The sequence below is a fragment of the Promicromonospora sp. NFX87 genome, from assembly GCF_048564965.1.
In the GTDB taxonomy this organism is placed as follows: domain Bacteria; phylum Actinomycetota; class Actinomycetes; order Actinomycetales; family Cellulomonadaceae; genus Promicromonospora.
Genome location: NZ_CP183413.1, coordinates 2,453,202 through 2,476,941, shown reverse-complemented (window position 1 = coordinate 2,476,941; position 23,740 = coordinate 2,453,202). Strand labels below are relative to the sequence as shown.

The 23,740-nt window shown below is 72.5% G+C and carries 18 protein-coding genes; 7 read left to right on the top strand and 11 right to left on the bottom strand.

Annotated elements, in window-relative coordinates; genetic code table 11:
- Positions 1-21 precede the first annotated feature (21 nt).
- From ACNYC2_RS11040 to ACNYC2_RS11030, 3 genes are read right to left on the bottom strand one after another with little or no spacing between them, the layout of a single operon-like run.
- Positions 22-456, bottom strand: coding sequence for a VOC family protein (locus tag ACNYC2_RS11040; protein WP_419707055.1), 435 nt, complete (start codon positions 454-456; stop codon positions 22-24).
- 52 nt (positions 457-508) lie between these two features.
- Positions 509-1,615: a Gfo/Idh/MocA family protein gene (locus tag ACNYC2_RS11035; protein ID WP_419707054.1), complete on the bottom strand. Its 1,107-nt coding sequence runs from the start codon at positions 1,613-1,615 to the stop codon at positions 509-511.
- The gene (locus tag ACNYC2_RS11030; protein WP_419707053.1) at positions 1,600-2,304 is read right to left on the bottom strand and encodes a ThuA domain-containing protein; all 705 of its coding nucleotides are present in this window, start codon (positions 2,302-2,304) and stop codon (positions 1,600-1,602) included. The genes ACNYC2_RS11035 and ACNYC2_RS11030 overlap by 16 nt, the downstream gene beginning before the upstream one ends.
- Positions 2,305-2,468: 164 nt before the next feature.
- Here ACNYC2_RS11030 and ACNYC2_RS11025 point away from each other — a divergent pair, with 164 nt between their 5' ends.
- Positions 2,469-3,509: a LacI family DNA-binding transcriptional regulator gene (locus ACNYC2_RS11025; RefSeq protein WP_419707052.1), complete on the top strand. Its 1,041-nt coding sequence runs from the start codon at positions 2,469-2,471 to the stop codon at positions 3,507-3,509.
- A 3-nt stretch (positions 3,510-3,512) separates the two neighbouring features.
- Here the strand turns inward: ACNYC2_RS11025 and ACNYC2_RS11020 are convergent, their stop codons facing one another.
- Positions 3,513-5,195, bottom strand: a complete 1,683-nt coding sequence (locus ACNYC2_RS11020; RefSeq protein ID WP_419707051.1) for an acyltransferase — start codon at positions 5,193-5,195, stop codon at positions 3,513-3,515.
- Between the two features lie 16 nt (positions 5,196-5,211).
- On the bottom strand, positions 5,212-6,249 hold the full coding sequence (locus ACNYC2_RS11015) for a DNA topoisomerase IB (RefSeq protein ID WP_419707050.1): 1,038 nt from the start codon (positions 6,247-6,249) through the stop codon (positions 5,212-5,214).
- Between the two features lie 77 nt (positions 6,250-6,326).
- Between ACNYC2_RS11015 and ACNYC2_RS11010 the strand changes: the two genes are divergently transcribed.
- Together ACNYC2_RS11010 and ACNYC2_RS11005 are read left to right on the top strand one after the other, a co-directional pair.
- A complete protein-coding gene (locus ACNYC2_RS11010) occupies positions 6,327-7,586 on the top strand; it encodes an immunity protein Imm33 domain-containing protein (RefSeq protein WP_419707049.1) in 1,260 nt (419 codons plus the stop codon).
- Positions 7,587-7,633: 47 nt separating this feature from the next.
- Entirely contained in the window at positions 7,634-8,083 is a 450-nt protein-coding gene (locus ACNYC2_RS11005) for an SRPBCC family protein (RefSeq protein ID WP_419707048.1), read from the top strand.
- Between the two features lie 32 nt (positions 8,084-8,115).
- On the opposite strand, the gene ACNYC2_RS11000 is transcribed toward ACNYC2_RS11005, so the two are convergent.
- Entirely contained in the window at positions 8,116-9,582 is a 1,467-nt protein-coding gene (locus tag ACNYC2_RS11000) for a non-reducing end alpha-L-arabinofuranosidase family hydrolase (RefSeq protein WP_419707047.1), read from the bottom strand.
- Between the two features lie 431 nt (positions 9,583-10,013).
- Here ACNYC2_RS11000 and ACNYC2_RS10995 point away from each other — a divergent pair, with 431 nt between their 5' ends.
- The gene (locus ACNYC2_RS10995; RefSeq protein WP_419707819.1) at positions 10,014-11,000 is read left to right on the top strand and encodes a TerC/Alx family metal homeostasis membrane protein; all 987 of its coding nucleotides are present in this window, start codon (positions 10,014-10,016) and stop codon (positions 10,998-11,000) included.
- 123 nt (positions 11,001-11,123) lie between these two features.
- A complete protein-coding gene (locus ACNYC2_RS10990) occupies positions 11,124-11,609 on the top strand; it encodes a hypothetical protein (protein ID WP_419707046.1) in 486 nt (161 codons plus the stop codon).
- A gap of 22 nt (positions 11,610-11,631) precedes the next feature.
- On the opposite strand, the gene ACNYC2_RS10985 is transcribed toward ACNYC2_RS10990, so the two are convergent.
- Positions 11,632-13,698 (bottom strand): MDR family MFS transporter, encoded by a 2,067-nt coding sequence (locus ACNYC2_RS10985; RefSeq protein ID WP_419707045.1) that lies wholly within the window; start codon positions 13,696-13,698, stop codon positions 11,632-11,634.
- Between the two features lie 178 nt (positions 13,699-13,876).
- Between ACNYC2_RS10985 and ACNYC2_RS10980 the strand changes: the two genes are divergently transcribed.
- A complete protein-coding gene (locus ACNYC2_RS10980) occupies positions 13,877-17,167 on the top strand; it encodes a family 78 glycoside hydrolase catalytic domain (protein ID WP_419707044.1) in 3,291 nt (1,096 codons plus the stop codon).
- Between the two features lie 64 nt (positions 17,168-17,231).
- Here the strand turns inward: ACNYC2_RS10980 and ACNYC2_RS10975 are convergent, their stop codons facing one another.
- Both ACNYC2_RS10975 and ACNYC2_RS10970 read right to left on the bottom strand, forming a co-directional pair.
- Entirely contained in the window at positions 17,232-17,426 is a 195-nt protein-coding gene (locus ACNYC2_RS10975) for a CsbD family protein (RefSeq protein WP_419707043.1), read from the bottom strand.
- 66 nt (positions 17,427-17,492) lie between these two features.
- Complete coding sequence (locus ACNYC2_RS10970) at positions 17,493-18,344, bottom strand: endonuclease/exonuclease/phosphatase family protein (protein WP_419707042.1); 852 nt, start codon at positions 18,342-18,344, stop codon at positions 17,493-17,495.
- Between the two features lie 79 nt (positions 18,345-18,423).
- Between ACNYC2_RS10970 and ACNYC2_RS10965 the strand changes: the two genes are divergently transcribed.
- Positions 18,424-19,008 carry an iron transporter gene (locus ACNYC2_RS10965; RefSeq protein WP_419707041.1) on the top strand — a complete coding sequence of 195 codons (585 nt, stop codon included), beginning with the start codon at positions 18,424-18,426 and terminating at the stop codon, positions 19,006-19,008.
- On the opposite strand, the gene ACNYC2_RS10960 is transcribed toward ACNYC2_RS10965, so the two are convergent.
- Complete coding sequence (locus ACNYC2_RS10960; protein ID WP_419707040.1) at positions 19,005-22,859, bottom strand: S8 family serine peptidase; 3,855 nt, start codon at positions 22,857-22,859, stop codon at positions 19,005-19,007. The genes ACNYC2_RS10965 and ACNYC2_RS10960 overlap by 4 nt on opposite strands.
- A gap of 86 nt (positions 22,860-22,945) precedes the next feature.
- Complete coding sequence (locus tag ACNYC2_RS10955) at positions 22,946-23,629, bottom strand: PAS and ANTAR domain-containing protein (protein WP_419707039.1); 684 nt, start codon at positions 23,627-23,629, stop codon at positions 22,946-22,948.
- Positions 23,630-23,740: the final 111 nt, after the last annotated feature.

The window sequence follows — 23,740 nt, the reverse complement described above, 5'->3', positions numbered from 1 at the left end:
CGACGGGCGCCGGTCGAGCTGTCAGTCGATGCAGAACTCGTTGCCCTCGACGTCCTGCAGCGTGATGCAGGACTCGTTCTCCTCGTCGGCGAGCTGCGTCAGCACGTGCGTGGCGCCGAGCGCGATCAGCCGTGCGGCCTCGGCCTCGAGGACCGCGAGGCGCTCGTCACCCACGAGGCCCGTGCCCGCCCGCACGTCGAGGTGCACGCGGTTCTTGACGATCTTGCCCTCGGGAACGCGCTGGAAGTACAGGCGCGGCCCGACGCCGGTGGGGTCCTGGCAGGCGAACGCCGCCCCCCGCTCCTCGGCCGGCAGCGACTCGTTGTAGGCGTCCCAGGTGGCGAACTCCTCCGGAGGCTGCGGGACGACGTACCCGAGGACCTCGCACCAGAACCGGGCGACGCGCTCCGGATCCGCGCAGTCGAAGGTGACCTGAAACTGTTTGACCGATGGCATGGGCTCACCGTATCGGCGCAGGCCGGAGGGGCCCAACCTGATTTGCGCCGCCTCACCGACCGCTCGGCCGGGTCCCGCCCGGCGCGTCCGACAGCGGAACGGGTGCGGGCCGGTCGCACGTGCTCTCGACGGTCACGGCGGTTCCGCTGCCCGCCGACGCGAGCAGCGACGTCATGATGTCGAGCACGTGGTACGCGACGTCTCCGCTCGCCCGGGCGGCGGCGCCCGGCGGCGTGGTCGCGAGGTCGGCGACGCCGTAGCCGCGCCCCGCGTCCCGGTACCCCGCGCTGGGCGGCAGGGTCTGCCACTCGCCGTCGAGCACGTGGAGCTGGACGTCGCCGTCGAACCTGTTGGGGTCCGGGACGATCAGCGACCCGGTCTGGCCGTGGACCTCGATCTCGGCGGCCTGCGTGGCGACCGAGTCGAAGCTCATGACGAGGGTCGAGAGCACACCGGACTCGTGCCGGAGCACCCCGGTGACGTGCGTGTCGACGTCGACGGGGATGACGGCGCCCTGGCGCGGCCCGGAGCCGACGGTGCGCGTGGCGCGGGTGTGGCTCGCTGTGCCGACGACGGAGGCGACCGGGCCGAGCAGCGTGACCAGCGTCGTCACGTAGTACGGCCCCATGTCGAGCAGCGGGCCCCCGCCGGGCTGGTAGTAGAAGTCCGGGTTCGGGTGCCAGCGCTCGTGGCCGGGCGTCATCATCGTCGCGGTCGCGGCGACCGGCTCGCCGATCGCGCCGCCGTCGATCGCCGCCCGCGCCGTCTGCACGCCGGTGCCGAGCACGGTGTCCGGAGCGCAGCCCACGCGCACCCCCGCCGCCCGGCCCGCCTCGACGACCACGCGGGCGTCGTCCAGCGTAGCCGCCAGCGGCTTCTCGCCGTACACGTCCTTGCCCGCGGCGATCGCCTTGAGCGCGATCTCGGCATGCGCGGCGGGGATCGTGAGGTTCAGGACGAGGTCGACCTCGGGGTCGGCGACCAGCTCGTCGACCGTCAGCGCCCGCGCGCCCTGCTCCGCGGCGACCGCCTCCGCGCGGGCCGCGTCGAGGTCGGCGACCGCGACCACCCGCACGGCCTCGAGCCGCGCGAACGCGGACAGGTACTGGCCGGAGATCGCGCCGAGGCCGACGATCCCCACTCTCAACGGCTGGCCCACAGGATGCCCCTCTCGATGATGGTGCGGACGTTCGGGTCGCTGACCGTGGCGAGGTCGTGGCCGGGCGTGGAGACGAAGACGCGGCCGCTGCCCCACTGGCGGGTCCAGACGGCCGGGCTGGTGACCGGCCGGTGCCAGGCGTCGAAGTCGCGCGCGGCGACGGTGGTGGTCGCGAGGACGTCGTTGTAGTCGTCGGACAGCACCCAGTACTGCTCGGTCGTGAGCTCGAAGCTGGAGATCCCCGCGACGATCGGGTGGTCGGCCCGGTCCGGCACGATGTCGATCGTGTGCCGCAGGAAGTTGTCGGCGGCCTCGCCCGCCAGCTCCTCCGCGGGAGCCTTCGGCGGGTGCGTGGCGAACTGCCCGCCGATCAGCTGGAGGTAGTCGGAGCTGCTCCGGTAGGAGTCGGCGATCCCGCCGTGCCAGCCCGCGAGCCCCGTGCCGTTCCGCACGGCTGCGATCAGGCCGCGCAGCTCGTCACCCTCGATGGTGTTCATCGTGTTGGTCTGGACGACGACGTCGACGTCCGCCAGGTAGTCGGCGTCGGCGTAGACCGCCGTCGTCTCCTCGATCCGCACGTCGTACCCGTGCTCCTCGAGGAACGGGACGAACGAGTCGGTGGTCTCCACGGGCTGGTGCCCGTCCCATCCCCCGCGCACGATCAGGGCGCGCTTCGTCGAAGTATTCATGTACAGCTCGCTCCCATAGTTGCGCAACATTGAGCCCGGCGGAGTGCCATATCGATTGCCGAATCGCTTGCCAGATCGCTTCGACCCCTTTGATACAGCAACCGTCGAGCCGGATCAAGAGGCAGAATGTTGCGCAACTTTTACGACGTGGCTAGGGTCGCCGCATGGAGAAGTCACGTCGGACGACGCTCGCGGACGTGGCGGAGGCCGCGGGCACGACCGTGCCGACGGTGTCGAAGGTCCTGAGCGGCCGGTCCGACGTCTCCGCGGAGACCCGCACGCGGGTCATGGGCATCGTCGCGGAGCTCGGGTACCGCGGGCGGTCCGGCCGGGACGCGGCGACGCGCGGGACGCAGTCCCCGTTCGTCGACCTCGTGCTCAGCGGCGTCGAGGGCACCTGGGCCAACCGCGCGCTCAGCGGCGTCGAGCACGCCGCCGAGGAGGCGGGTGTCGACGTCGTCGTCTCCGTGGCCCGACCGCCGGACGACGCCTGGCTCACCCGCCTGCTCGCGCGGCGGCTGCGGGGCGCGGTGCTGGCCCTCGTCGACACCACCGGCGAGCAGCTCGCGACGCTCGCCGCGGCACGGGTGCCGATAGTCCTGCTCGACCCCGTCTCGCAGCCGCCCAGCACCGTCGCGAGCGTCGGGGCGGCGAACTGGGCGGGGGGCCGCGCCGCGGCGGAGCACCTGCTCTCGCTCGGCCACCGGCACTTCGCCGTGCTGGCCGGACGGCGCACGCACCTCTACAGCCAGGCCCGTATCGACGGGTTCCGCTCGGCGGTGACCCAGGCGGGCCACGAGCTGCCCGACGAGCGCATCGCGCACACCGACTGGCAGCGGGCGAGCTCCGCCGAGCAGGCGACACTGCTGCTGCGGGGCACCCCCGGGCCGACTGCCGTCTTCGCCTGCTCCGACACCATGGCGCTCGGGGTGTACGACGCCGCGGCGGCCCTGGGCCTGCGCATCCCCGAGGACGTCAGCGTCGTGGGTTTCGACGACTCCCCCGAGGCACAGTGGGTGACCCCCGCGCTCACGACCGTGCACCAGCCCATCGCGGAGATGGGGGCGGCCGCGCTGCGGATGCTGCTGCGGATCAGCGCCGGACCCCCGGACGCCGACCCGCCGGGCGTCGCGCCGCGCGAGGAGCTGGCCACGCGGCTCGTCGTCCGCGGGTCCACCGCCGCGCCGCGCGTGGCCGGCGCCTGAGCGTCAGCGCTCGCTGACCGGCGCGAGCCGGACCAGCGGATCCGGGCTGTGCACGCCGCGCGGCCGGTAGCCGAGCTCGTCCGCGAGGCCGAGGTAGTCGGCCAGCAGCCAGACGATGCTCAGCCACATCTCGGTGCCCTGGAGCCCGGCGACGGCGTCGGCGCCGTCGCTCGCGGGGGCGAAGGCGAACCCCGCGCCCTGGACCCAGCTGCGCAGCGCCCGCCGCAGCTGGCCGCGCGCCCACGCCTCGCCCTCGGTGCGGCGGTGCCCGGTCTGCCTGGCCGCGAGCCAGAGCGGGTGGATGACGTCGAGCACGTTGCAGGCGGTGTGCCCGTCGGGTGTCGCCAGGTAGGGGTCGGCCGCGTGCTCCAGGACCGTGTCGATCGCGGCCTCCGGATAGGGCAGCGGCAGCCCGAGCTGGGCGTACGAGCCGCGGGTCAGCCGGTAGAACCCGTTCACCGCCTGCAACCAGCGCGGCCCAGGCTGGGGTGCGCCCCACATGCCGGTCTCCGGGTTCGCGGAGGCGGACAGCCAGCCCATGAGCCCGTGGAGCGGGCCGATGCCGCCGTCGGCGAGCTCCGCGGAGAAGTCCGCGATGTTGAGGGCGCACGCCGTGGCGAGCGCGTCGACGGCGGCGCCGCTCCCCCACGCCTGCGCGCCCCAGTCGCGCGCCTCGAGCGCGCTGACGACGTCGCGGTCGCTCAGCGTGTGCACCGCGCGGATCGGGTGCGGCAGCCGCCCGCCGAGGAGCCGGACGGCGTAGCCGACGCTGAGGACGTGGTAGCTCGCGGGGCCGTCCATGGGGTCCAGCGGTTCGTCGCCCGCCGGGATCAGCCCGGTCGCGGGATCCTGCCGGGCCGTGAGGCGGCGGACCAGGTCCGCGGCGGAGAAGCCCGGCGGCGGCGCGTCGAGCAGCAGGTCGGCGATCTCGACGGCGTCGGCCCACGGCCGGACGGCGGGCTCGAGGGATCCCGCGAGCGCCGCGGGCCGGTCGACGAACCGGCCGTCCTCGAAGCAGCGGGCGAGCAGGTCGCCGGCCTGTTCGCGGGCCCGGTCCGCGAAGGCCCGCAGCTCCGTGGCGAGGTCGGTGGCGAGGTCCGGGGCCGAGTCGCCGCGGCTGTCCGTCCGGCGGTCGCGCAGGACGCGTGCCGGGTTGCCCGCGACGACCGCCCAGTCGGGCACGTCCTTGGTGACGACGGAGCCGGCGCCGATGACGACGTGGTCACCGACCGTGACGCCGTCCAGGATCGTGGCGTTCGAGCCGATCCAGACGTCGTCGCCGAGCGTGATGCCCTTGCTCCAGGTGCCCTGCTGGTGGATCGGCCGGTCGGTGGCCATGCTGTGGTTGAACCCGAGGATCGAGGTGTGCGCGCCGATCCTGACGCCGTCGCCCATCCGGATCTCGCCGCGGACCACCGCGTAGGGGTTGATCGAGCAGTCGGCGCCGATCGTCAGGTCGCCCGTGACGTAGGCGAGCGCCGCGATGTACGTGCGGTCGCCCACCGTGAGGTTGTCGCAGAAGACCGCCGCGTTCGGCGCGACGAAGACGCCGGTGCCGAGCCGCGCGCCGGCGGCGACCAGCTCGCTCTGGCGGGCGGCCTGTGCCGCACCCTCCGGGGACGTGGGGTCGTACTCCCAGGGATGGAAGTCGATTCGTCGGACGCCCTCGGCCATGGAGTGATGCACGTCCGCAACCCTAACCTCAGGCCGCAGGGGCCTCCCGGGTCTCCTCGGCGGCGGTCAGGAACTTCAGGAGCGCGCGCTCGTCGGCGTCCATCCAGCGCGACCCTCGGGAGCCATTCGCGCCGGACCGCTCGATCAGCTCGTCGAGCTCCGCGCGGTCGTCGGCGAGGATCGCGGGGTGGACGTAGCTCTTGCGGCACACCGCCGGGGTGTTGTGCAGGTGGGCGGCAGCGATCCGAACGGCCTCGGCACGCTGCGCGTCGTGCTCGCGCCGGGTCGCCGGTTCGAGGTGCCGCAGGTGGCCGAAGGCGACCGCGCTCGCGCCCCAGGTCCGGAAGGTCTTGGCCGTGTAGTCGGCCGACGTCACCCGGCCGAGGTACTCGTTGACGTCGCGTGACCCGATGCTCCGCACCTCGTCGCCGTCCACGTACTGCAGCAGCCGCTGACCGGGCAGCTCCCGGCAGCGGCGCACGATGTTCGCCACCCGCCGGTCGTGGACCACCACGTCGTGCGGCGTGCCCGACTTGCCGCGGAAGCGGAACCGCACCTCCGCGCCCTCCACGGTGGCGTGCCGGTTGCGCAGCGTGGTCAGCCCGAACGACTCGCCGGACCGCACGTACTCGTCGTTGCCGACCCGGATCAGCGTCTCGTCCAGCAGCCGGACGACGGTGGCGACCACCCGGTCCGCGCCGAGCTGCGGTGAGCGCATGTCGGCGTCCACGCGCTTGCGCAGGTCGGGCAGCATCGCGCCGAACTCCGCCAGCTCGTGGAACTTGGCGGCGGCGCGGTACTCGCGCCACCGGCGGTGATAGAGGTACTGCTTGCGGTTCTTGGCGTCGCGCCCGGTGGCCTGGATGTGGCCGGACGGGTCGAGGCAGATCCAGACGTCGGTCCAGGCGGGCGGGATGACGAGCGAGCGGATCCGCGCGAGCGTCTCCGGGTCGGTGACCCGGGAGCCGCCGTCGTCCACGTACGAGAACCCCTTGCCGCGCCGACGCCGCCGGATGCCGCCGTCGGCGTCGCAGCTGTGGGTGAGCGCGTCATCGATACCGCCCATCGTCTCCCCCTCCTCGTGCCTCCAGTCACTATGGACCGGGCGGCTCCTGCTGGCATCCCGCGCGTAGGCTGACCGCCGTGATCGATACAGACAAGCCGTCCGGTGAGCACTGGACCCAAGCGTTTCCCCAGGTCGCGGAGCGTGCCGCGGCACTGCTCGGCATCGATCTCGCGACGGTCGCGCGGCATCAGCACGTGGTGCCCGGCGGCTTCCACGTGTGGACCCCGGGCCGGGGCGGCGCGCAGGCGATCGTCGGGTTCGACGGCTCGGCCGTCGTGCGCGAGTCGGCGTTCACCGGCCAGGAGCTCCTGGCCGGTTTCGCCGCGGGCCAACGGAACGACGCGGCCGTCGGCCAGGCCCCGATCAACCACGCGGCGTCGGCGGTCGCGGCCATGATCGGCGTGCTGCGCGGGGAGCCGGCGCGTACGGCGACGCCGTCCGGGCCGAGCGAGCAGGAGCTCGCCGGACTGATCGGCGCACCCTTCCACCAGACCACGCCCGAGGAGCTGACCGCACGGCTGCGCGGCCGCGGCGCGGGGGCGTACTCGCTGGTGGGCATCGACCGCACGCACGGCCCGGGCCACTGGTACGTCGCGCACTTCGACGGGAACGACGTCCGGCTCCTCGACCCGATCGCGAACCGGGGCGTCGACTGGAGCTCGGCCGGCGCCGACGTCGTCCGGTGGTGGGCCGACGGCGAGCCGACGACGCCCCCGGCGACCGTCGTGCTCGACGCGCGCTCCGCCCACGGCCGGCGCGTCTGGCTCCGGACGACGCCCCTGCTCGCTCCGCGGGCCCGCGGCCTCGTGGACTGGTTCGCCGCGCAGCCGCCCGAACGCGTCACCAAGGGTCTCGGGGTGTGGCACGGCTTCTGGTGGTCCGCCCTGTCGCAGGACGGCGACGACCTCCGGGTTGCCGCGACCGACCTCACCAAGCCGGGGATCGAGACCATGACCTGGGACGTGGACCCGATGCTGGACGCGCTCCGGTACCAGGCCGAGATGGCGGCGTTCTGCAAGGTGACCCGCGAGTCGATCCGCTTCACCGCGAACGTCCGGGTCTACGACGGCGTCTTCGACGCCCCGGAGATCCACGTGCGCCGCTACGCCGCGTCCGACGACGCCTCCGGCTGGGTCATCACGCCCTTCGCCGAGCAGCCGCGCGGCGGCACCACGCTCGTGCCCGCGCACGAGGTCTGGCGCAGGGCCCCGCACCTCGTGCGCTACCTCGGCCTGCCCACGGGGTTCCACGCCGTGTGGTCGAACGGCGGCACCAGCCACATCTGGGACCCGGCCGGCGCCGTCGTCTGGGACGCCACGGCACGCGCCGCCACCTGACCCGCTGCGGGGTACGGTCGTGTCCGAGAGCACGACGGAAGGCAACGATGAGCACCGAGACCCCCCGCCACAGCGTCACCGCGACGACCCACATCGCCGAGCCGCCAGAGCGCGTCTGGGCCGAGCTCATGCACCCGGGTGCGCGGTGGATGCTCGGCGCCAACATCGAGACGGACTTCCAGCCGGGCAGCCCCATCACGTTCGAGGGGCACTTCTTCGGCCGCGTGTTCGCGGACAAGGGCACGGTCATCGCCGTCGAACGGCCGCGGCTGCTGCACTTCACGCACTTCGCGCCGCTGAACGGCCTGGACGACGTTCCCGGGAACTACCACGACATCCGCATCGTGCTGGAGCCCGACGACGGCGGCACGCTCGTGACCGTCGTCGAGGAGAACATCGACACCGAACGGCACGCGAGGGCCGCCGAGGGGTACTGGAAGGACGCGCTCGCCACGCTCGCGCACCGCGACGGCGGTACCCGCGCCTCGCACAGCTAGCGAGACGCGGGTACCGCGCGACGTGAACGCCCCTACCGCTGGAGCGTGAGCAGGCCCGGCCGGTACGGGAGCAGGCCGTAGTCCACCCCGTCCGAGCTCGGCGAACGGCCCTGGTACAGCAGCTGCAGGTTGCAGGGATCGACCGTCATGGTCTGGTCGGCGTTGGTGCGCAGGAGCTCACCGTGGCTGATGTCGTTGGTCCAGGTGGCCCCGCTGTTGGCCTTCCCGGCGAACGGGTTGCTCTCCGTGGCGGCCTGCGGCGTCCAGGAACCGGAGAGGCTGGTCGCCGTGAACGAGCGGAAGTACCTGCCGTTGGCGCCGATGGCCTCGACGATCATCAGGTACTTGTTCTGGTCCTTGAGCTTGTAGACCTGAGGGGCCTCGAACAGGTTGTTCGTGGTGTCGCTCATGATGGTCTGGTAGGAGCTGCCGAAGTTCCCCGGGAAGTTCCCGATCGGCATGCTGGCCCGGTAGATCTTCCCGTTGTCACCGGCGAAGAACAGGTACATGTTCGTGCCGTCGCCGATGATCGTCTGGTCGATGGGGCCCGTGCCCGAGCCGGTGATCGACCCCGTGAACAGCGGGCTCGCTGCCGACCAGCCGTTCGGGTTGGTGGGGTCGCTCGAGGTCCGGTACATGAACGGCGACGGGCCCCACTGGTAGGTCAGCACCCAGATGTTCCGCGGGGCGAAGTAGAAGAGCGAGGGCGCCACCGTCCCGGAGTTCATGGCGTTCTGCGAGGCGCTCCCCATCTGCGAGTAGCTGGAGAAGAGGCCGAAGTTCATCGAGCCCCAGGACGAGCCGAAGTCGTGCGTCGTCGCGTAGACGAGCTGCTGACCGTTGTACGGAGCCACGGTGAAGTCCTTCAGCGAGACCCAGCCGGACCTCGGGTTCGCCAGGACCCCGGTGGACGACCAGCGGTAGCTGGACGGCAGGTCGCAGGACGTCCCCGTGTTGCTGACGAGCGAGGCGTCGTCGATGTAGAGGTTGTCGGTACCGGCCGCCGTCTCCACGTAGTACGTGGCGGACGACAGCGTCCCGGACCAGGACACCGTCGTGGTGCCGGTGAGCTGCGTCCAGCCGGAGGAGCTCACGTTCCCCTGGGCCAGGTTGACGTAGCTCGTCGTGCCGCCGGCGGTCAGCGCCAGCGTGATACGGCCGGTCGGGGTGCCGCTCTGGGAGCGCACCCACACGCTCGCCGTATAGCTCGTGTTGTTCGTCATCGCGGACGTGACGGTCTGGGCGGGGCCGTTCCACGCGGCGGTCCGGCCCGTCCGCAGCAGGGCGCGAGCGCCGCCGTGGACCGGGCTGGTCGTGGACGCCACCGTCCCGGCGCCGAAGGCCGACCAGCCGGTCGTACCGTTCTCCAGGTCGCCGTTGGTGAGCAGGTTGGCGCTCGCGGCGGCGGCCGGGGCGACCTCGGACGGCAACGCTGCCGCCGGGGCCAGCACCAGGGCTGCGGTCAGCGCCAGTGCAATTCGTGCGATGGACTTCCTCATCCTTCGCTCCTCTTGTGTGAGGGCGCAGCCTGCGACGGCTGCGCCTGGGCAGTTCCGGTCAGTGCAGTGCCCTACCTGCGGCGTGATCAGGACCGCGGCTCATCGGGAGCCGCCTGCGTGGAGCCAATCGTGTGAGCGCTAACATCGTTGTCGCGGGGAGGGCTCTCACGCAGCGGTAGATTGTCGATAACGTTATCGAACTCCCACCTGGCATACAAGACATATCTCACCCAGAAATATGTCGTAGGATGCATGCTGCGAGGGGAGTACTTCCCTAACATCGTCCGGTCATTACGGCGCACCATGCGACCTCGGGCGGCGACCTTGCTCGGCAAGGTGAAGGAGACCTCGGAGCCATCTACCACGGAGACTCCTTGCTCGCCTTCACAGGTACTGCTCCTGCTGCCCTGACCTCTGTCGCCACCCCCACCATGTGGGCCGTGACCATCCTCGCCGTCCTGGCCCTGATCGCCGTGGACTTCCTCATCACCAGACGCCCGCACGAGGTGTCCATGCGTGAGGCGCTTAGCTGGAGCGCCTTCTACATCGCACTCCCCCTCGCCTTCGGCGGCTGGATCTGGGCCACGTTCGGCTCGGACATCGGCGTCCAGTACCTCACGGGGTACCTCGTCGAGAAGTCGCTGTCCGTCGACAACCTGTTCGTGTTCATGCTCCTGCTCACCGCCTTCGCCGTGCCGGCCGCGCTGCAGCAGCGCGTGCTCCTGCTCGGCATCGTCGGGGCCCTCGTGCTCCGCGGGGTGTTCATCGCGCTCGGGGCGGCAGTCCTGGCCAACCTCAGCTGGGCCTTCCTGCTCTTCGGCGCGATCCTCCTCGCCACGGCGGTCAAGATCCTCGTCGACCAGGTCCGCGGCAGCTCCCACCACGTCGAGGTCTCCGAGCTGCGCTCGGTCCGGCTGATCCGCCGCTTCATGCCCGTCACCGACGACTACCGCGGCTCCAGCCTCTCGGTCCGCGAGGGCGGACGGCGCATGCTCACCCCGCTCGCGGTGGTGGTGGTAGCGGTCTTCGCCGCCGACGTCGTCTTCGCGGTGGACTCGGTCCCCGCCGTCTACGGCATCACGAGCGACCCGTACCTCGTGTTCGCGACGAACGCCTTCGCCCTGCTCGGCCTCCGCGCCCTGTACTTCGTGCTCCAGGGCGCCCTGAGCAAGCTCGTCCACCTCGGGTACGGGCTCGCGACGATCCTCGCGTTCATCGGCGTCAAGCTCGTCCTGCACTGGGCCCACGGCATCTGGGCGGGCGTCCCGGAGATCCCCACGCTCGCCTCGCTCGGCGTCATCGTCGGCGTCCTCGCCGTGGTGACCGCCACCAGCCTGTACGCCACGCGCGGCTCCAAGGACTCGAAGGACCTGGAGGCGCCCGAGCGCGTCACAGCGGCCGAGACGGAACCGCGGTGAGCCCGCGGGCCGCCCGGAACCCGGGCGGCCCGTGAAAAAAAAGGCCACTCAGGCCCCCGAATCGCGACAAATCCGCTTTGATGGGTGGACACCACCGATTCGACGCCAAGGAGACCTCACCCGATGAGCCAGGTAGCCCAGGTCGGCACCGTCTACCAGACCAGCCAGGAGCTTCTCGCGGCCGACCTGCCGCACCTCAGCGTCGCGCTGGACGCCAGCGGGTACGCGGTCCAGCGCGACGTGGACGGCAACTGGTACAGCGTGTCCTCCGTCGGGCCGGCGGACCTCGCGGAGATCTACACCCTGATCCATCTCCCGGCCCGGCCGCTCCCCACGAGCTACGGGTCGGTGGTCATCATCGACAACGGCACACCGTTCATGCGCCGCTGGGACGCCGCGACCGACGAACGGTTCGGCAACGAGCACTGGATAGGGCCCGACGGCGCCACGGTGACCGGCGAGCACCTGCGCCGCCTCGGCATCGCACGGGCGTGGGACGCGGGTACGGGTACCAGCTCAGGCGCAAGTTCTGGTGTGAGCAACGGCGTCCCGACCGGTGCGGGCACGCGCTCCCGGTCCCGCGCGACGCGCCACTCCCCCACCCACTGACCGGCCGAGAAGGCCGACCGGGTCACGCCCGTTCGGCGCTGTCCGCCCTGTCGGCCATGAGCTCGTACGTCAGCTGGTCCACGAGCTGCGCGACCTCCGGCTCGTCGCCGTCGGGCCACTCGGCGACGTAGCGCCGCAGCCGTTCCCGCTCCGCCTCCCGGATGGTCTCGGCGAGGGTGTCCGTGGCGGGCAGCGCCCGGACCGCGTCGCCGTCGACCTCGACCAGCCCGCGGGCGGCGAGCGCGTCCGCGACGTCCCGCACCACCTGCTCGGACGTCGCCGCGCGCTCGGCCATGAACCGCACGGACCGCGTGCGCTTGAGGGAGACGCGCGTGACCATCCATGCCTCCGCCGGGGACAGGCCCACCTCCCCCGCTGTCATCTCGTAGACCCGCAAGGGGTCGCGTCGGCCCACGCGGCGCCAGAGGATCATGCGCAGCTCCTCGAGCGAGGTGCGCGACGACGGGAGGGCGAACGACGCGCCCGCCGCGTGCCCCGCCGTGCCGCCGTCGCCGCCCCGGGTCGCGGTGCGCAGCTCGACCTCGGGCAGCAGCCAGGTCAGGACGAACGCCAGCAGCGCCACCGGCACCGCCCCCAGGAAGACGACGTGCAGGGCGCCGGAGTAGGCGTCGAGGAACCAGTCCTGCACCTCGGGTGCGCACCGCGCGAGGGTCTGGGTGGACGCCGCGAGCGCCTCCGGCGCGCAGGTGCCCTGGGCGGTGCCGGGGACGTCGTCGGCCAGCTCGGCGGTGAGGCGGCCTGAGAAGACGGTGCCGAAGACCGCGACACCGATCGACGCGCCGATGGTGCGGAAGTAGGTGGTGCCGGACGTCGCGGTGCCGAGGTCGCGGTAGCCGACGTCGTTCTGCACGGCGATGACGAGCACCTGGGTGACCATGCCGAGGCCTGCGCCGAACACGAACATGCTCAGTCCGGCCTGGAGGGTGGTGGTGTCCTGGCCCATGAGGGAGAGCAGGTAGAGGCCGGCCGCGGTGATGGCGGTGCCGAGGACCGGGTAGATCTTGTAGCGGCCGGTGCGGGTGATGAGCTGTCCCGATCCGATGGACGTGATGAGCAGGCCGAGCATCATCGGCGTCATCTCGAGGCCGGACTCGGTGGGCGTCGAGCCCTTGACGGTCTGCAGGTAGAGCGGCAGGTAGGTGATGGCGCCGAACATCGCGAAGCCGACGGCGAACCCGATGACCGCCGCGGCGGAGAAGACCTTGCTGCGGAACAGGTGCAGCGGCAGCACGGGCTCGGGGGCGCGCCGCTCGACCGCGATGAACGCGAGGAGGGAGCCGACCGCGAGCGCTGCCATGGCGTACACGGGGGCCGAGCTCCACTCCCAGGTGGTGCCGCCGAGGCTGGTGACGAGCACTATCGCCGTCGAGAGGGTGGCCAGCAGGACGATGCCCGCGTAGTCGATGCGCGGCCTGGCCCCCGCGGCGATGCGCGGCAGGACGGACGCCACGACGATCAGAGCGAGAGCCCCGACGGGGATGTTGATGTAGAAGACCCAGCGCCAGTCGAGGTTGTCGACGAAGAACCCGCCGAGCAGCGGCCCGGCGACCGACGAGACGCCGAAGACGGCGCCGAACAGGCCCTGGTACCGGCCGCGTTCCCGCGGCGGCACGACGTCGCCGATGATCGCCTGGGACAGCACCATGAGCCCGCCGCCGCCCGCGCCCTGGACCGCGCGCCAGGCGATGAGCTGGCCCATCGTCTGGGACGTGCCGGCCAGGATCGAGCCCGCGAGGAAGATGACTATGCAGGCGATGAAGAGGGTCTTGCGGCCGAAGAGGTCGCCGAGCTTGCCCCAGAGCACGGTGGTCGCGGTGCTCGCCAGCATGTAGGCGGTCACGACCCAGGACAGGTGCTCCGCGCCGCCGAGGTCGGAGACGATGGTGGGCAGCGCGGTGGCGACGATGGTCTGGTCGAGGGCGGCGAGCAGCATCGCGAGCATGAGCCCGCCGAAGATCGCCCAGACCCTGGTCCGGGGCAGTACCTGCGGTCCGGCCTCCGCGCTCGGTGCGGTCATGCGGCGCCTCCCAACGTCCGGCGGACGGCGAGGTCCGCGCCCGTCACACACACTGGCACGGCCGGTTCGGGTCGGCGCGGGGAGCGGGTGTACGCAATTTCCCTCACCGTCGCGGGACTGGTTCCCGCCGCGAACGTGCACCTATGCTGGCCGCGCGTGGTTGAAACGTTGCAATGGAGCTCCCTCTCAACCGGCCGGTCGACGACGACCGGTCCCGCCTGGAGGCGTCATGACCCTGGACCGCAGACTGTTCCTCAAGACCGCCGGCGTCGCCTCGACCGCCGCCGCGCTGCCCGTGGGCGTCCCCGCCGTCGCGGCTGCCGCGGCGAGCGAGCCGCGGCACGGCGGCAGCGCCGTGCGGCTGACCGACCCGCTCGTCGAGAAGAAGACGAGCCCGCTCGGGATCGACGTCGACCGCCCGCGGTTCTCGTGGACCGTCGGGTCGGACCGGCGCGGCGTCGAGCAGACGTCCTACCGGCTGCGGGTCAGCACCCGCGGGCCGAGCGCCCGTGTGGTGTGGGACAGCGGCGTCGTGCCGTCCCGGGAGTCGGCGAACGTCGAGTACACGGGCCCGTCGTTGCGCGCCGCCACCGACTACGGCTGGCGGGTGGACGTGGCGACCACGCACGGGAGCAGCAGCACGACGTCGAGCTTCCGCACCGGCCTGTACGCCGAGAGCGACTGGGCCGGGGCGGCCTGGATCGGCAACGAGCGCCACCCGGACCAGGTCACCGACCTGACCTTCGCCGGCGCCTCCTGGATCTGGCTGGCGGCGGGCGAGCTGCCCGACCAGGACCGTGCCTTCCGGCTCACGCAGGCCGCTCCGGACGGCGCGTCCGTGACGAAGGCCGAGATCCTGATCACCGCCGATGACTCCTGCACGCTCTGGGTGGACGGCATCGAGGTCGGCGCCACCGAGCCCGTCGAGAACGGCTGGCAGGCCGCCCGCTTCTACGAGGCCGACCTCTCCGGGAACGCTGCCCGGGGCAGCACCGTCGTCGCGGTGCGCGGCACGAACGACGCGGTCAGCCCCGGCGCTGTGCTCGCCGTCGTGCGCCTGACCTGGTCCGACGGCACGAGGACCACCCGCACGACCGGGAGCGGCTGGAAGGCGGCGACGGACTTCCCGGCGGACTTCGCACGGCCCGACCTCGACGACTCCGGCTGGGACCCGGCCGCCGAGCTCGCCACCTACGGTTCGGGGCCGTGGGGCAACGGGGTGCGGCCGCCGACCCGGGACCCGCTGCCGGCGCCGCTGCTGCGCAAGGAGCTCGAGGTGGGGCCCCGCCTCGAACGCGCCACGCTCTACCTCGCGGCGGGCGGGTACGCGAACGTGTCGCTGAACGGCAGGCCGGCCGGCGACCAGGTGCTCGCGCCGGGCTTCACCGACTACGACGACACGGTCCAGTACACCGCCGTCGACCTCACGCGCGGCCTGCGGCGCGGGCGCAACGCGCTCGGCATCGAGCTCGGGCGCGGCTTCTACGGCATGACGGGCGGCAACGTGTGGCGGTGGGAGGCGCCGCCGTGGCACGACGAGCCGGTGGTGCGTGCGGTGCTGCACCTGGAGTACGCCGGTGGCGCCGTCGAGCGCGTGGTCACCGACGCGACCTGGCGGATCCACGACGGGCCCACGGTGTTCGACGACCTCTACGGCGGCGAGGCGTACGACGCGCGCCGGGAACTGCCCGGCTGGGGCAGCGTGGGGTTCGACGACGGCGGGTGGGCGCCAGCCTCGGTGGTTCCCGGCCCGCGCGGCGTGCTGGTCAACCAGCGCCAGCAGCCGATCGAGGTCACCGAGTCGCTGCCCGCGATCGAGGTCACCGAGCCGGAGCCGGGCGTCTACGTCGTGAAGTTCCCCCGGGTGATCGCGGGCTGGGTCGAGCACACCGCGACCGGGCCCGCCGGGGCGACGGTCCACGCCGCGCACGGCGAGAAGCTGACCACCTCAGGGCGCGTCAACCTGAGCAACAACGGCGGGTTCCAGGCCGGATTCCAGACCGACCGGTTCACCCTGGCCGGCACCGGCGAGCCGGAGACCTGGGAGCCACGGTTCTCATACAAGGGCTTCCAGTACATCGAGGTCACCGGCTGGCCGCAGGACGGGCCCCTTCCCCTGGCGGCCTTCACCGCGAAGGTCGTGCACACGGCCGCCGCGGAGACCGGCACGTTCGAGAGCTCCAGCGACATCATGAACCGGACCCACCGCGCCGTCGTCGACACGCTGAAGAACAACATCCACGGCATCCCGACGGACACGCCGATGTTCGAGAAGAACGGCTGGACCGGCGACGCCGCCATCGGCGCCGAGATGTTCCTGCTCAACCTCGACGTGCACGAGCTGTTCGCCAAGTGGCTGCGCGACGTGCACGAGACGCGCGACGCCCAGGGCCGGCCGCTCGTCATCGCGCCCAGCTCGGGCGACTGGGGCGAGTGGGGCGTGTGCCCGCCGTGGCACGCGGCCTACGTGATGATCCCCTGGTGGCTCTACCAGTACGGCGGCGACAAGCGGGTCCTGGCGGAGTGCTACGACGGCATGAAGCGGTACGTCGACCTGGAGCTCAGCCGGTCCCAGAGCGGCATCGTCCCCGACGCGCGGCTCGGCGACTGGGTCAGCCCCGAGGCGAGCCCCGCGGGCGGCAACGCGCCAGAGGACCTGCGGGTCTCGGCGACGGCCTTCCTCTACTCCATGACCGTCTTCATGCGGCGCAGCGCCGGGTTCCTCGGCAAGGCGGCCGACGTCGAGCACTTCGCCCGGAACGCCGCGACGATCAGGGGTGCGTTCAACGACGCCTTCCTCGACGCCGACGCTGGGCAGTACCGCGGGACCGGGGACCGCGGCTACCGGCAGACGCACAACGTGCTCGCCGTGGCCTTCGGCCTCGTACCCGACGCCGCGACGACGCAGCGCGTGGTGGACGGCATCGTGGCCGACGTGCGCGCCAAGGGCACGAAGCTCAACACGGGCGTGCTCGGCACCAAGTGGCTGCTGCCGGTGCTGACCCAGCACGGGTACGCCGACGTCGCCTACGAGCTCGCCGTGCAGACCGGCTACCCGAGCTGGGGCTACATGATCAACAACGGCGCGACCTCGATGTGGGAGCACTGGTCGCTGGAGGCGCGCTCCTACGGGCACTACTTCCTCGGCACCGTCGACGACTGGTTCTACCAGCACGTCGCCGGAATCCAGGCGTCACTTGAGACCGGCTACCGGGACATCACGATCGCCCCCGCGGTCACCCAGCACCTGGACCGGGCGAGGGCCAGCACCCGGACGCCGTACGGCACGGTCGCCAGCGAGTGGCGCCGCACGGGCGACAGGCTCACGCTCGGCGTGACGGTCCCCGTCGGGTCGACGGCGACCGTGCGGGTTCCCGCGCGTGACCCCGAGGCCGTCACGGAGCGGGGGCGCCGGCTGTCGCTCGCCGGGGCACCTCCGGAGGGCATCACCGCCGTGTCCGTCGAGGACGGCGCGGTGGTGGTGCGGGTCGGGTCCGGGCGGTACACCTTCGTCGCGTAGACAGATCGGGGCGAGGCCGCGGATCGCGGCCTCGCCCCGTGGAACCACTACCTGTCGAGAGCGGCTATCTGTCGAGTGCGTCCTTGGCGTCCTGCGCGGCGTCCTTGACGTTCTCGCCCGCGTCCTTCAGGTCGGCCTTGGCCTGGTCGGTCCGCCCCTCGGCAACGAGCTCCTCGTTGTCGGTGGCGTCCCCGACGGCTTCCTTCGCCTTGCCCGCTGCCTTCTCGGCTGCGTTCTGGACCTTGTCTCCGGCGCTCATCAGCTCACCCTTCTCTCGGTCCCTCCAGGCTCACCCGAACGCGCCCCACTCGCACGCGGTTCGGGATCACCCCCGTTCGGGGTAGGGCGCGAGATCCGTCATCAGGCCCGCGTGGTCGCTGGCCCAGACGCCGTCCACCGGCTCGACCCCCACCCGGTCGCACGCGACGACGTCGACCGGTGGCATACCCGTCGAGCCGCAGCGGACCAGCAGGTGGTCGATGCGCCGGTACGGCCAGCCCGGCATCGTGGCGCCGACGATCTCGTTGGCCGGGTCGAGGGTCCAGCCCGGCTCTCCGGGATGCGCCACCTCCCAGGCGTCGCGGTAGCAGACGCTCCATCCGTCGAGGGACTGCTTCCCGGTGAGGAACCGCAGGCTCGCCGCGTCCGGGTCGGCGTCCAGGTCGCCGCCGAGGACGACGAGGCGGTCGTCGTCGCCCACCATCTCCTCCACCGCTCGCGCCACCAGGACCGCCTGCCGTTCCCGGTCGGCCTCGCGCGGCGCGGCCGCCTCCGGGAAGTGGTTGACCACCAGCGTGCGGCCGAAGGGTTCGGGCGCGTCGACGCTGACCAGCAGCGCGGCCCACCGGAACTCGTAGACCGGCGGGCCGTCGGCCATCAGGTCGAGCTCACGGTGGTCCAGGACCGGCCACCGGCTCGCGACCGAGATGCCGCTGCGCTCGTCGTCGGAGCGGGCCCGCGAGTGCACCACCTCGTACCCGGCGCCGACGAGGTCGGCGGTCTGGTCGTACTCGTCGGTGACGATCCCCTCGGAGAACAGCACGACGTCGGGGGCCGAGTCCTTGACGATCTGCCGCAGCACGCGCCGCCGCGCGTCCCAGCCGGCCCGTCTGCCCAGGACGTTGTGGTTGTAGAGCCGCAGGATCGGTCGGCCGTCGGCCGCTCGGTGCGCCGTCATCCCGCCACGATAACTTCCCAGGTGCGAGCCCACGCGTGACGGCGGAGCATCGGAGGAACCGTCGTAGGAGGAGGCCAGGATGACCACCGCACACGCCAACCCGCCCATGGATCCCGGCTCGTCGGAGGCCGACGAGCGCCAGCTGCGGCTCGCCGTCGAGCAGGGAGATGCCTACCGGAAGGCGCTCGACCACATGGCGCACGACGTCGCCAAGGACGGGGGCACCCAGCAGGTCGGCGACTACCTGATCGGCTACGCCATCGAGGACGCCGAGGGCATGTACCACCTCCAGGACGGCGAGCTGGTGTGGCACAACCCCGGTGACACCAACGCGCACGTGGAGGTCGTCGTGTGCGACGCGGCCGACGGGCGCTTCGTCCCCGGCCTCGACGTGACCGCAACCCTCGTGACGCCCGGCGGGCAGGAGCTCGGGCCGTACCCGCAGGAGCTGGTCTGGCACCCGATGCTCTACCACTACGCGCGCAACTGGAACGTGCCGGAGGACGGCGGGTACACGCTGCGTGTGCACGTGGACCCGCCGACCTTCATGCGGCACGACGAGATCAACGGACGTCGTTTCACCGAACCCGTCGACGCCGAGTTCACCGGGGTGCGCATCGAGCGGGGCGCCGAGCCCGTCGACCCGCCGGAGGCCGACGGCTAGCTCTGACCGCCGACGGCGTACGCCCGGATCACCGTCTCCCGGACCGTCGAGCCCGCCGCGTCCCGCGCCTCGGCCCGGAGCGAGACGTGCTCGGTGCCGCGCGGCACCCGCACGGTCGCGGTGAAGTCGTCCGCGCCGCCACCCGTGACCGCTACCGGCTTCCAGGTCTTCCCGTCGTCGGCCGACGCCCAGAGCTTCATCTCCTCCACCGCCGACGGCGTGGACCCCGCCTGCTGAGCGGCCGACAGGCTGAGCACCTCGCGGAGGTCACCCTGGTTGCGGTCGTCGAGGGACAGCCCGTAGTCGATCTGCAGCAGCGGTAGCACCACGCGGTCGTCGGCGAAGCCCGAGGTGAACCGCCACTCGGTCGCCACGCGGGTGGACAGCGGCCACCACGGCGTGGACCGGGCGACGTCGGCCCGCATCCGGTACCGCTCCGGCTCCGCAGGCAGGTCGAAGACGTAACCGGAGGTGTGGTCGTTCTCGAACATCAGCTCGTCGCCCTGCCACAGCCGGAACCGGACGTCGGCCTCCTCCTCCCACGGCAGGGCGATCGGCACCGAGTGGCCCGCGTCGTCGACCCAGAACGGCAGCTCGAACGCGAACGAGTCCCACTCGCGCACGGCGGACGCCATGCCCATCTCTCCGTACCCGGCGACGCCCGGCGGCGTGAACCCGCCGTGGTGCACCTGGGCGAGCCAGACCTCGCTCGCCGTGTCCCCCGGCTCGAACTCGCGGATCTCCGACGCGAACCCGCTCGCCAGCAGCGCGTCGCTGTGCCGCGGCATCACCTCGTGGTACCAGCGGACGCCGTCGGCGGCGGTCACGTACTCGGTGCGGTCCAGCGGCGCGACGAGCCGGTTCATGAGGCCGTAGATCGCCTGCCGCCCGGCCCGCTCGATGATCGGCGTGACCTGGACCTGTCCCTCGGCGCCCAGCGCGCGGTAGTCCATGTCGAGCGTCGCGAGGTTACGGGGCCCGGCGCGCAGGGTGAGGTCCTCGTCGGGCACCCGCCCCTCCCGCTCGACCACCGTGTCGTAGGTGTAGGCCGCCTGGTCGCGCCCGACGACGCGCAGCCGCACCGGGCGGCTGCCCAGCTCGTCGCGGAGGTGGTCGCCGGTGGCCCGGTCGGTGGCGAGCACCGGGACCCGTGCGCCGTCCACCGCGCCCGGTACCGGGCTGAGACCGTCGCTGCGGACCAGCAGACCCGCCGCGCCGGCGGCCTCGGCAGCGGCGGCCTGCGCCGCGACGTCGCCCTGGCTCACGAGCGCGAACCGGCCCCGTGCGCCCGCGGCGGCCAGCTCCGCCGCGGACCCGTCGCCCGCGTCGACCAGGCCCACCCGCTTCGTGCCGGTCACCGGCGCGGACCCGGGTACCGCGGTGGCGGGCACGTCGCCGGCGCCGCCGTCGGCGGTGAGCTGGAGCACCGGCTGACGCTGCTGGGTGGCGGACACGAACTCGAACTCGACGCCGTCGCCCACCTGCTCGGTCGGCAGCACGTAGAAGTCCGGCGCGGCGACGTCGTCGGCGTACCCGCCGTACTGGGCGCTGACCGTGCTGTTGTACTCGCCGTCCACGAGCCGGTAGAAGAGCAGCTTCTTGCCGGCATCGTCCGTCGCACGGTGCGTCCTGACGTCCAGCGGCCGGGCGTCGCGTGCGTCCAGCTCGATGGTCATGTTGCCGTCCACCCGCACCAGCGGGTCGGACATCGCCGTGACGGCGGTGGGCCAGGACGAGCCCTGGTCGCGCGCCTCGAAGAACCCGGCGAGGTAGTACGAGCCGGGACCGACCCGCACGGTGGCCACGCCGTCCGTGAACTGCGGCTCGATCCACATCGGGTCCCACGGGTCCGTCGCGTTCTGCAGCACCAGGTGGTCGTCCGACGTCGCCGGTGAGCCGTCGACGTCGGTGGCCCGGATCGTCAGGTCGTACTTCTCGCTCTCGTTGACGAACCCGACGGCCGTGCGCACCTGCACGCCGCCCGGCGCCCGCGCGACCAGCCCGCCGCCGTACGCGCCGGGCGCCGCGGCGGCCGGGTCCAGGGTGAGGTCGACGCTCGCGGTGCCGCCCGCCGGGACGGACAGGCTCGTCGCCGACGCCGTGACCGTGCCCTCCGGCGCGGGCTCGCCCGCCTCGTCCCGCATCGCGAGGGTTAGGCCGAGCTCGACGGCGGCCTTTCCGGGGTTGCGGTAGGTGACGGTCCGGGTCGTCGGGTCCGCCCCGTCCTGCGGGTACGGCTGGATGCCGAACGAGAGGGACGGCGGGTCGGAGGTGACGCTCTGCTGCAGCGCGCGCGGGATCCAGACCCGGCCCGTGCCCTCCTGCCAGACCGAGTTCGGCCGCGTGTGCTGCGTGGACGCCATGAGCACGTCCTTGAGCTCCTGGCCGGTGAGGTCGGGGCGGGCGGACTGCAGGACGGCGGCGGCGCCCGCGGCGTGCGGCGCCGCCATCGAGGTGCCGCTGGCGGCGACGTGCAGGTCGTCGACCGGCTCGTCGAGCGTGGTGCCCTCGGCGCGCGCCGCCACGATGCCGACGCCGGGCGCCGCGATGTCGGGCTTGAGGGCGCCGTCGACGCGGGGGCCGACGCTGGAGAAGCCGGCGACCCGGTCGTCGTCGTCCACCGCGGCGACAGTGAGGGCGCTCGACGCGGTGCCGAACGTCGGGATCGTGCCGTGCTCCGGTCCCTCGTTGCCCGCGGCGGCGACGGCGAGCAGGCCGTACTGCTCGCTCAGGGCGTCCACGGCGAGCGAGGCCGGGTCGGTGCCGTCCGTGTAGTTGCCGCGCTGGCCCAGCGAGAGGTTGAGGATGTCGGCGCCCTGCTCGGCCGCCCACTCCATGCCGTCGATCACCCAGGACGTGTCGCCGCCCTCGGGCGTGAGCACCTTGGCGTCCAGGACGCGCGCGCCGTACGCCACGCCGCGGTTCACGCCGTCCGACGACTCGCCCGAGCCGGCGATGATCGAGGCGACGTGCGTGCCGTGCCCGACGTCGTCGGTGGTGCTGCCCGGGTCCTCCCCCGAGCCGGTGAAGTCCCGCGCGGCCGAGACGACGCCGTCGTCCAGGTCGGGGTGACCGTCATCGACGCCGGAGTCCACGACGCCCACCGACACGCCCTCGCCGGTGTGCCCGGCCGCCCAGGCCTGCGGGGCGCCGATCTGCGGCGTCGAGTCGGCGTCCTGCGGCTCGACCCGGCGGTCCAGCCACACCTTGGCGATCCCGCTGCCGGACGGCGCGGCCTTGGCGGCGGGACCTGTCCCCCGGGCGCCCAGCGCGCGGAGCAGCGCCCAGGACGACGCCGGCGCGCCGGGTCCCGCCGTCGTCTCCAGGTCGCCGGCCACCGCGCCGATGGACTCCAGCGTGCGCTCCGTGTCGACGCCGAGCGCCGCCCAGTCGGGCCGCGCCGCGCGGCCGTCACCGCGGACGCTGGTCTGGATGATGACCGGGAGGTCCTTCGTGCGCCCGTCGGCCACGAGCTGCTTGACGTCGAACAGGTCGCGGTCGAGCTTGTCCGGGACGAGCGGCAGGACGTCGGTCGGGATGACCAGGTGCCGCTCCTCGCCGGCGACCTCGTGGAACGCGACCGGCGCGCCGTCGGGGCGCTCGGCCGGGAGGATCCGGACGAGATCCTCGCCGTCCCGCTCGGTGACGGCTACCTGGTCGCCGGTGACCAGGGTGACGACCGTCGTGGTGGGCCGCTCCGGGGGCTTCGTGCGATCCGGCGCGGCGTCGTCGCCGGGCGCGAGCGCCGCGCCTGACGTCGCCACGAGCGCCACGGCCGACGCCGCCGCGACGACGATCTTGCTGACGGTCCGGCGGGCGGGCCTGGCCGTCCGACGTGCACGAGCCTTCATCACTGAACCCCGATCTGCGGTGAGAGACGCCTCTACCTGCTATGACGCGCTACGACCGGGATCAGTTGGGTATCGGTGGGGTGAGATCAGTCGTCCAGCTGGGGCCGGGGGTCGGCCAGGAACTTCTCTATCGCCTCGCGGGTCGGGACGTCGGTGACCTCGGGCCCGAAGAACAGGCTCACCAGGGTGGTCGCGATGTCCCGCACCGCGACGTTGGACCGGTTGGACGCCTCCCGCAGCAGGTCGAACGCCGCGGTGTCCTCCATGGCGTAGACCACCATGAGCACGCCCTTGGCCTGCTCGATCACGGCCCGCCGCTCGTCCGAGGCCTTGATCGAGGCGGTCGCGTCCCGCGCCGCGGCCGCGCGGTGGGAGTCGGTGACGTCGATGAAGTAGCCGAACAGCTCGGTCACCCGGCCGGTCGCGGGGTCTCGCTTGCCCTGGCCGGTGACCGCCAGCGTGCGGGTGCTGCCCTTGGCGTCGAGGATGCGGTGCACCGAGCTGAACGTCTGCCCGGTCTCGGCGGCACGCCGCAGGACGCCGTCCACCCGTCCGCGGTCGTCCGGGTGCTTGTGCGACAGCATCAGCGGCGTCGTCGGCACGATCTCGCCCGGCTCGAAGCCGTGCATCCGGTACACCTCGTCGGACCACGCCCACTCGCCGGTCGCGAGGTCGAGACGGTAGCGACCGACCGGCGGCCGGTCGCCGCCGTCGAGCGCCTGCTCGATCTTGCCGAGCGAGACGTCGCCGGGAATCTGTGCAGAGCTCACGGGCACCTTCCAGGGACGAGCCACCGAACCGATGCCTTGAACGATACTGGAAAGCTAGCCGGGCGAGGGGCTGTCCACAGGGGTGAGAAGCACTACCGGAATCTCAGTCCT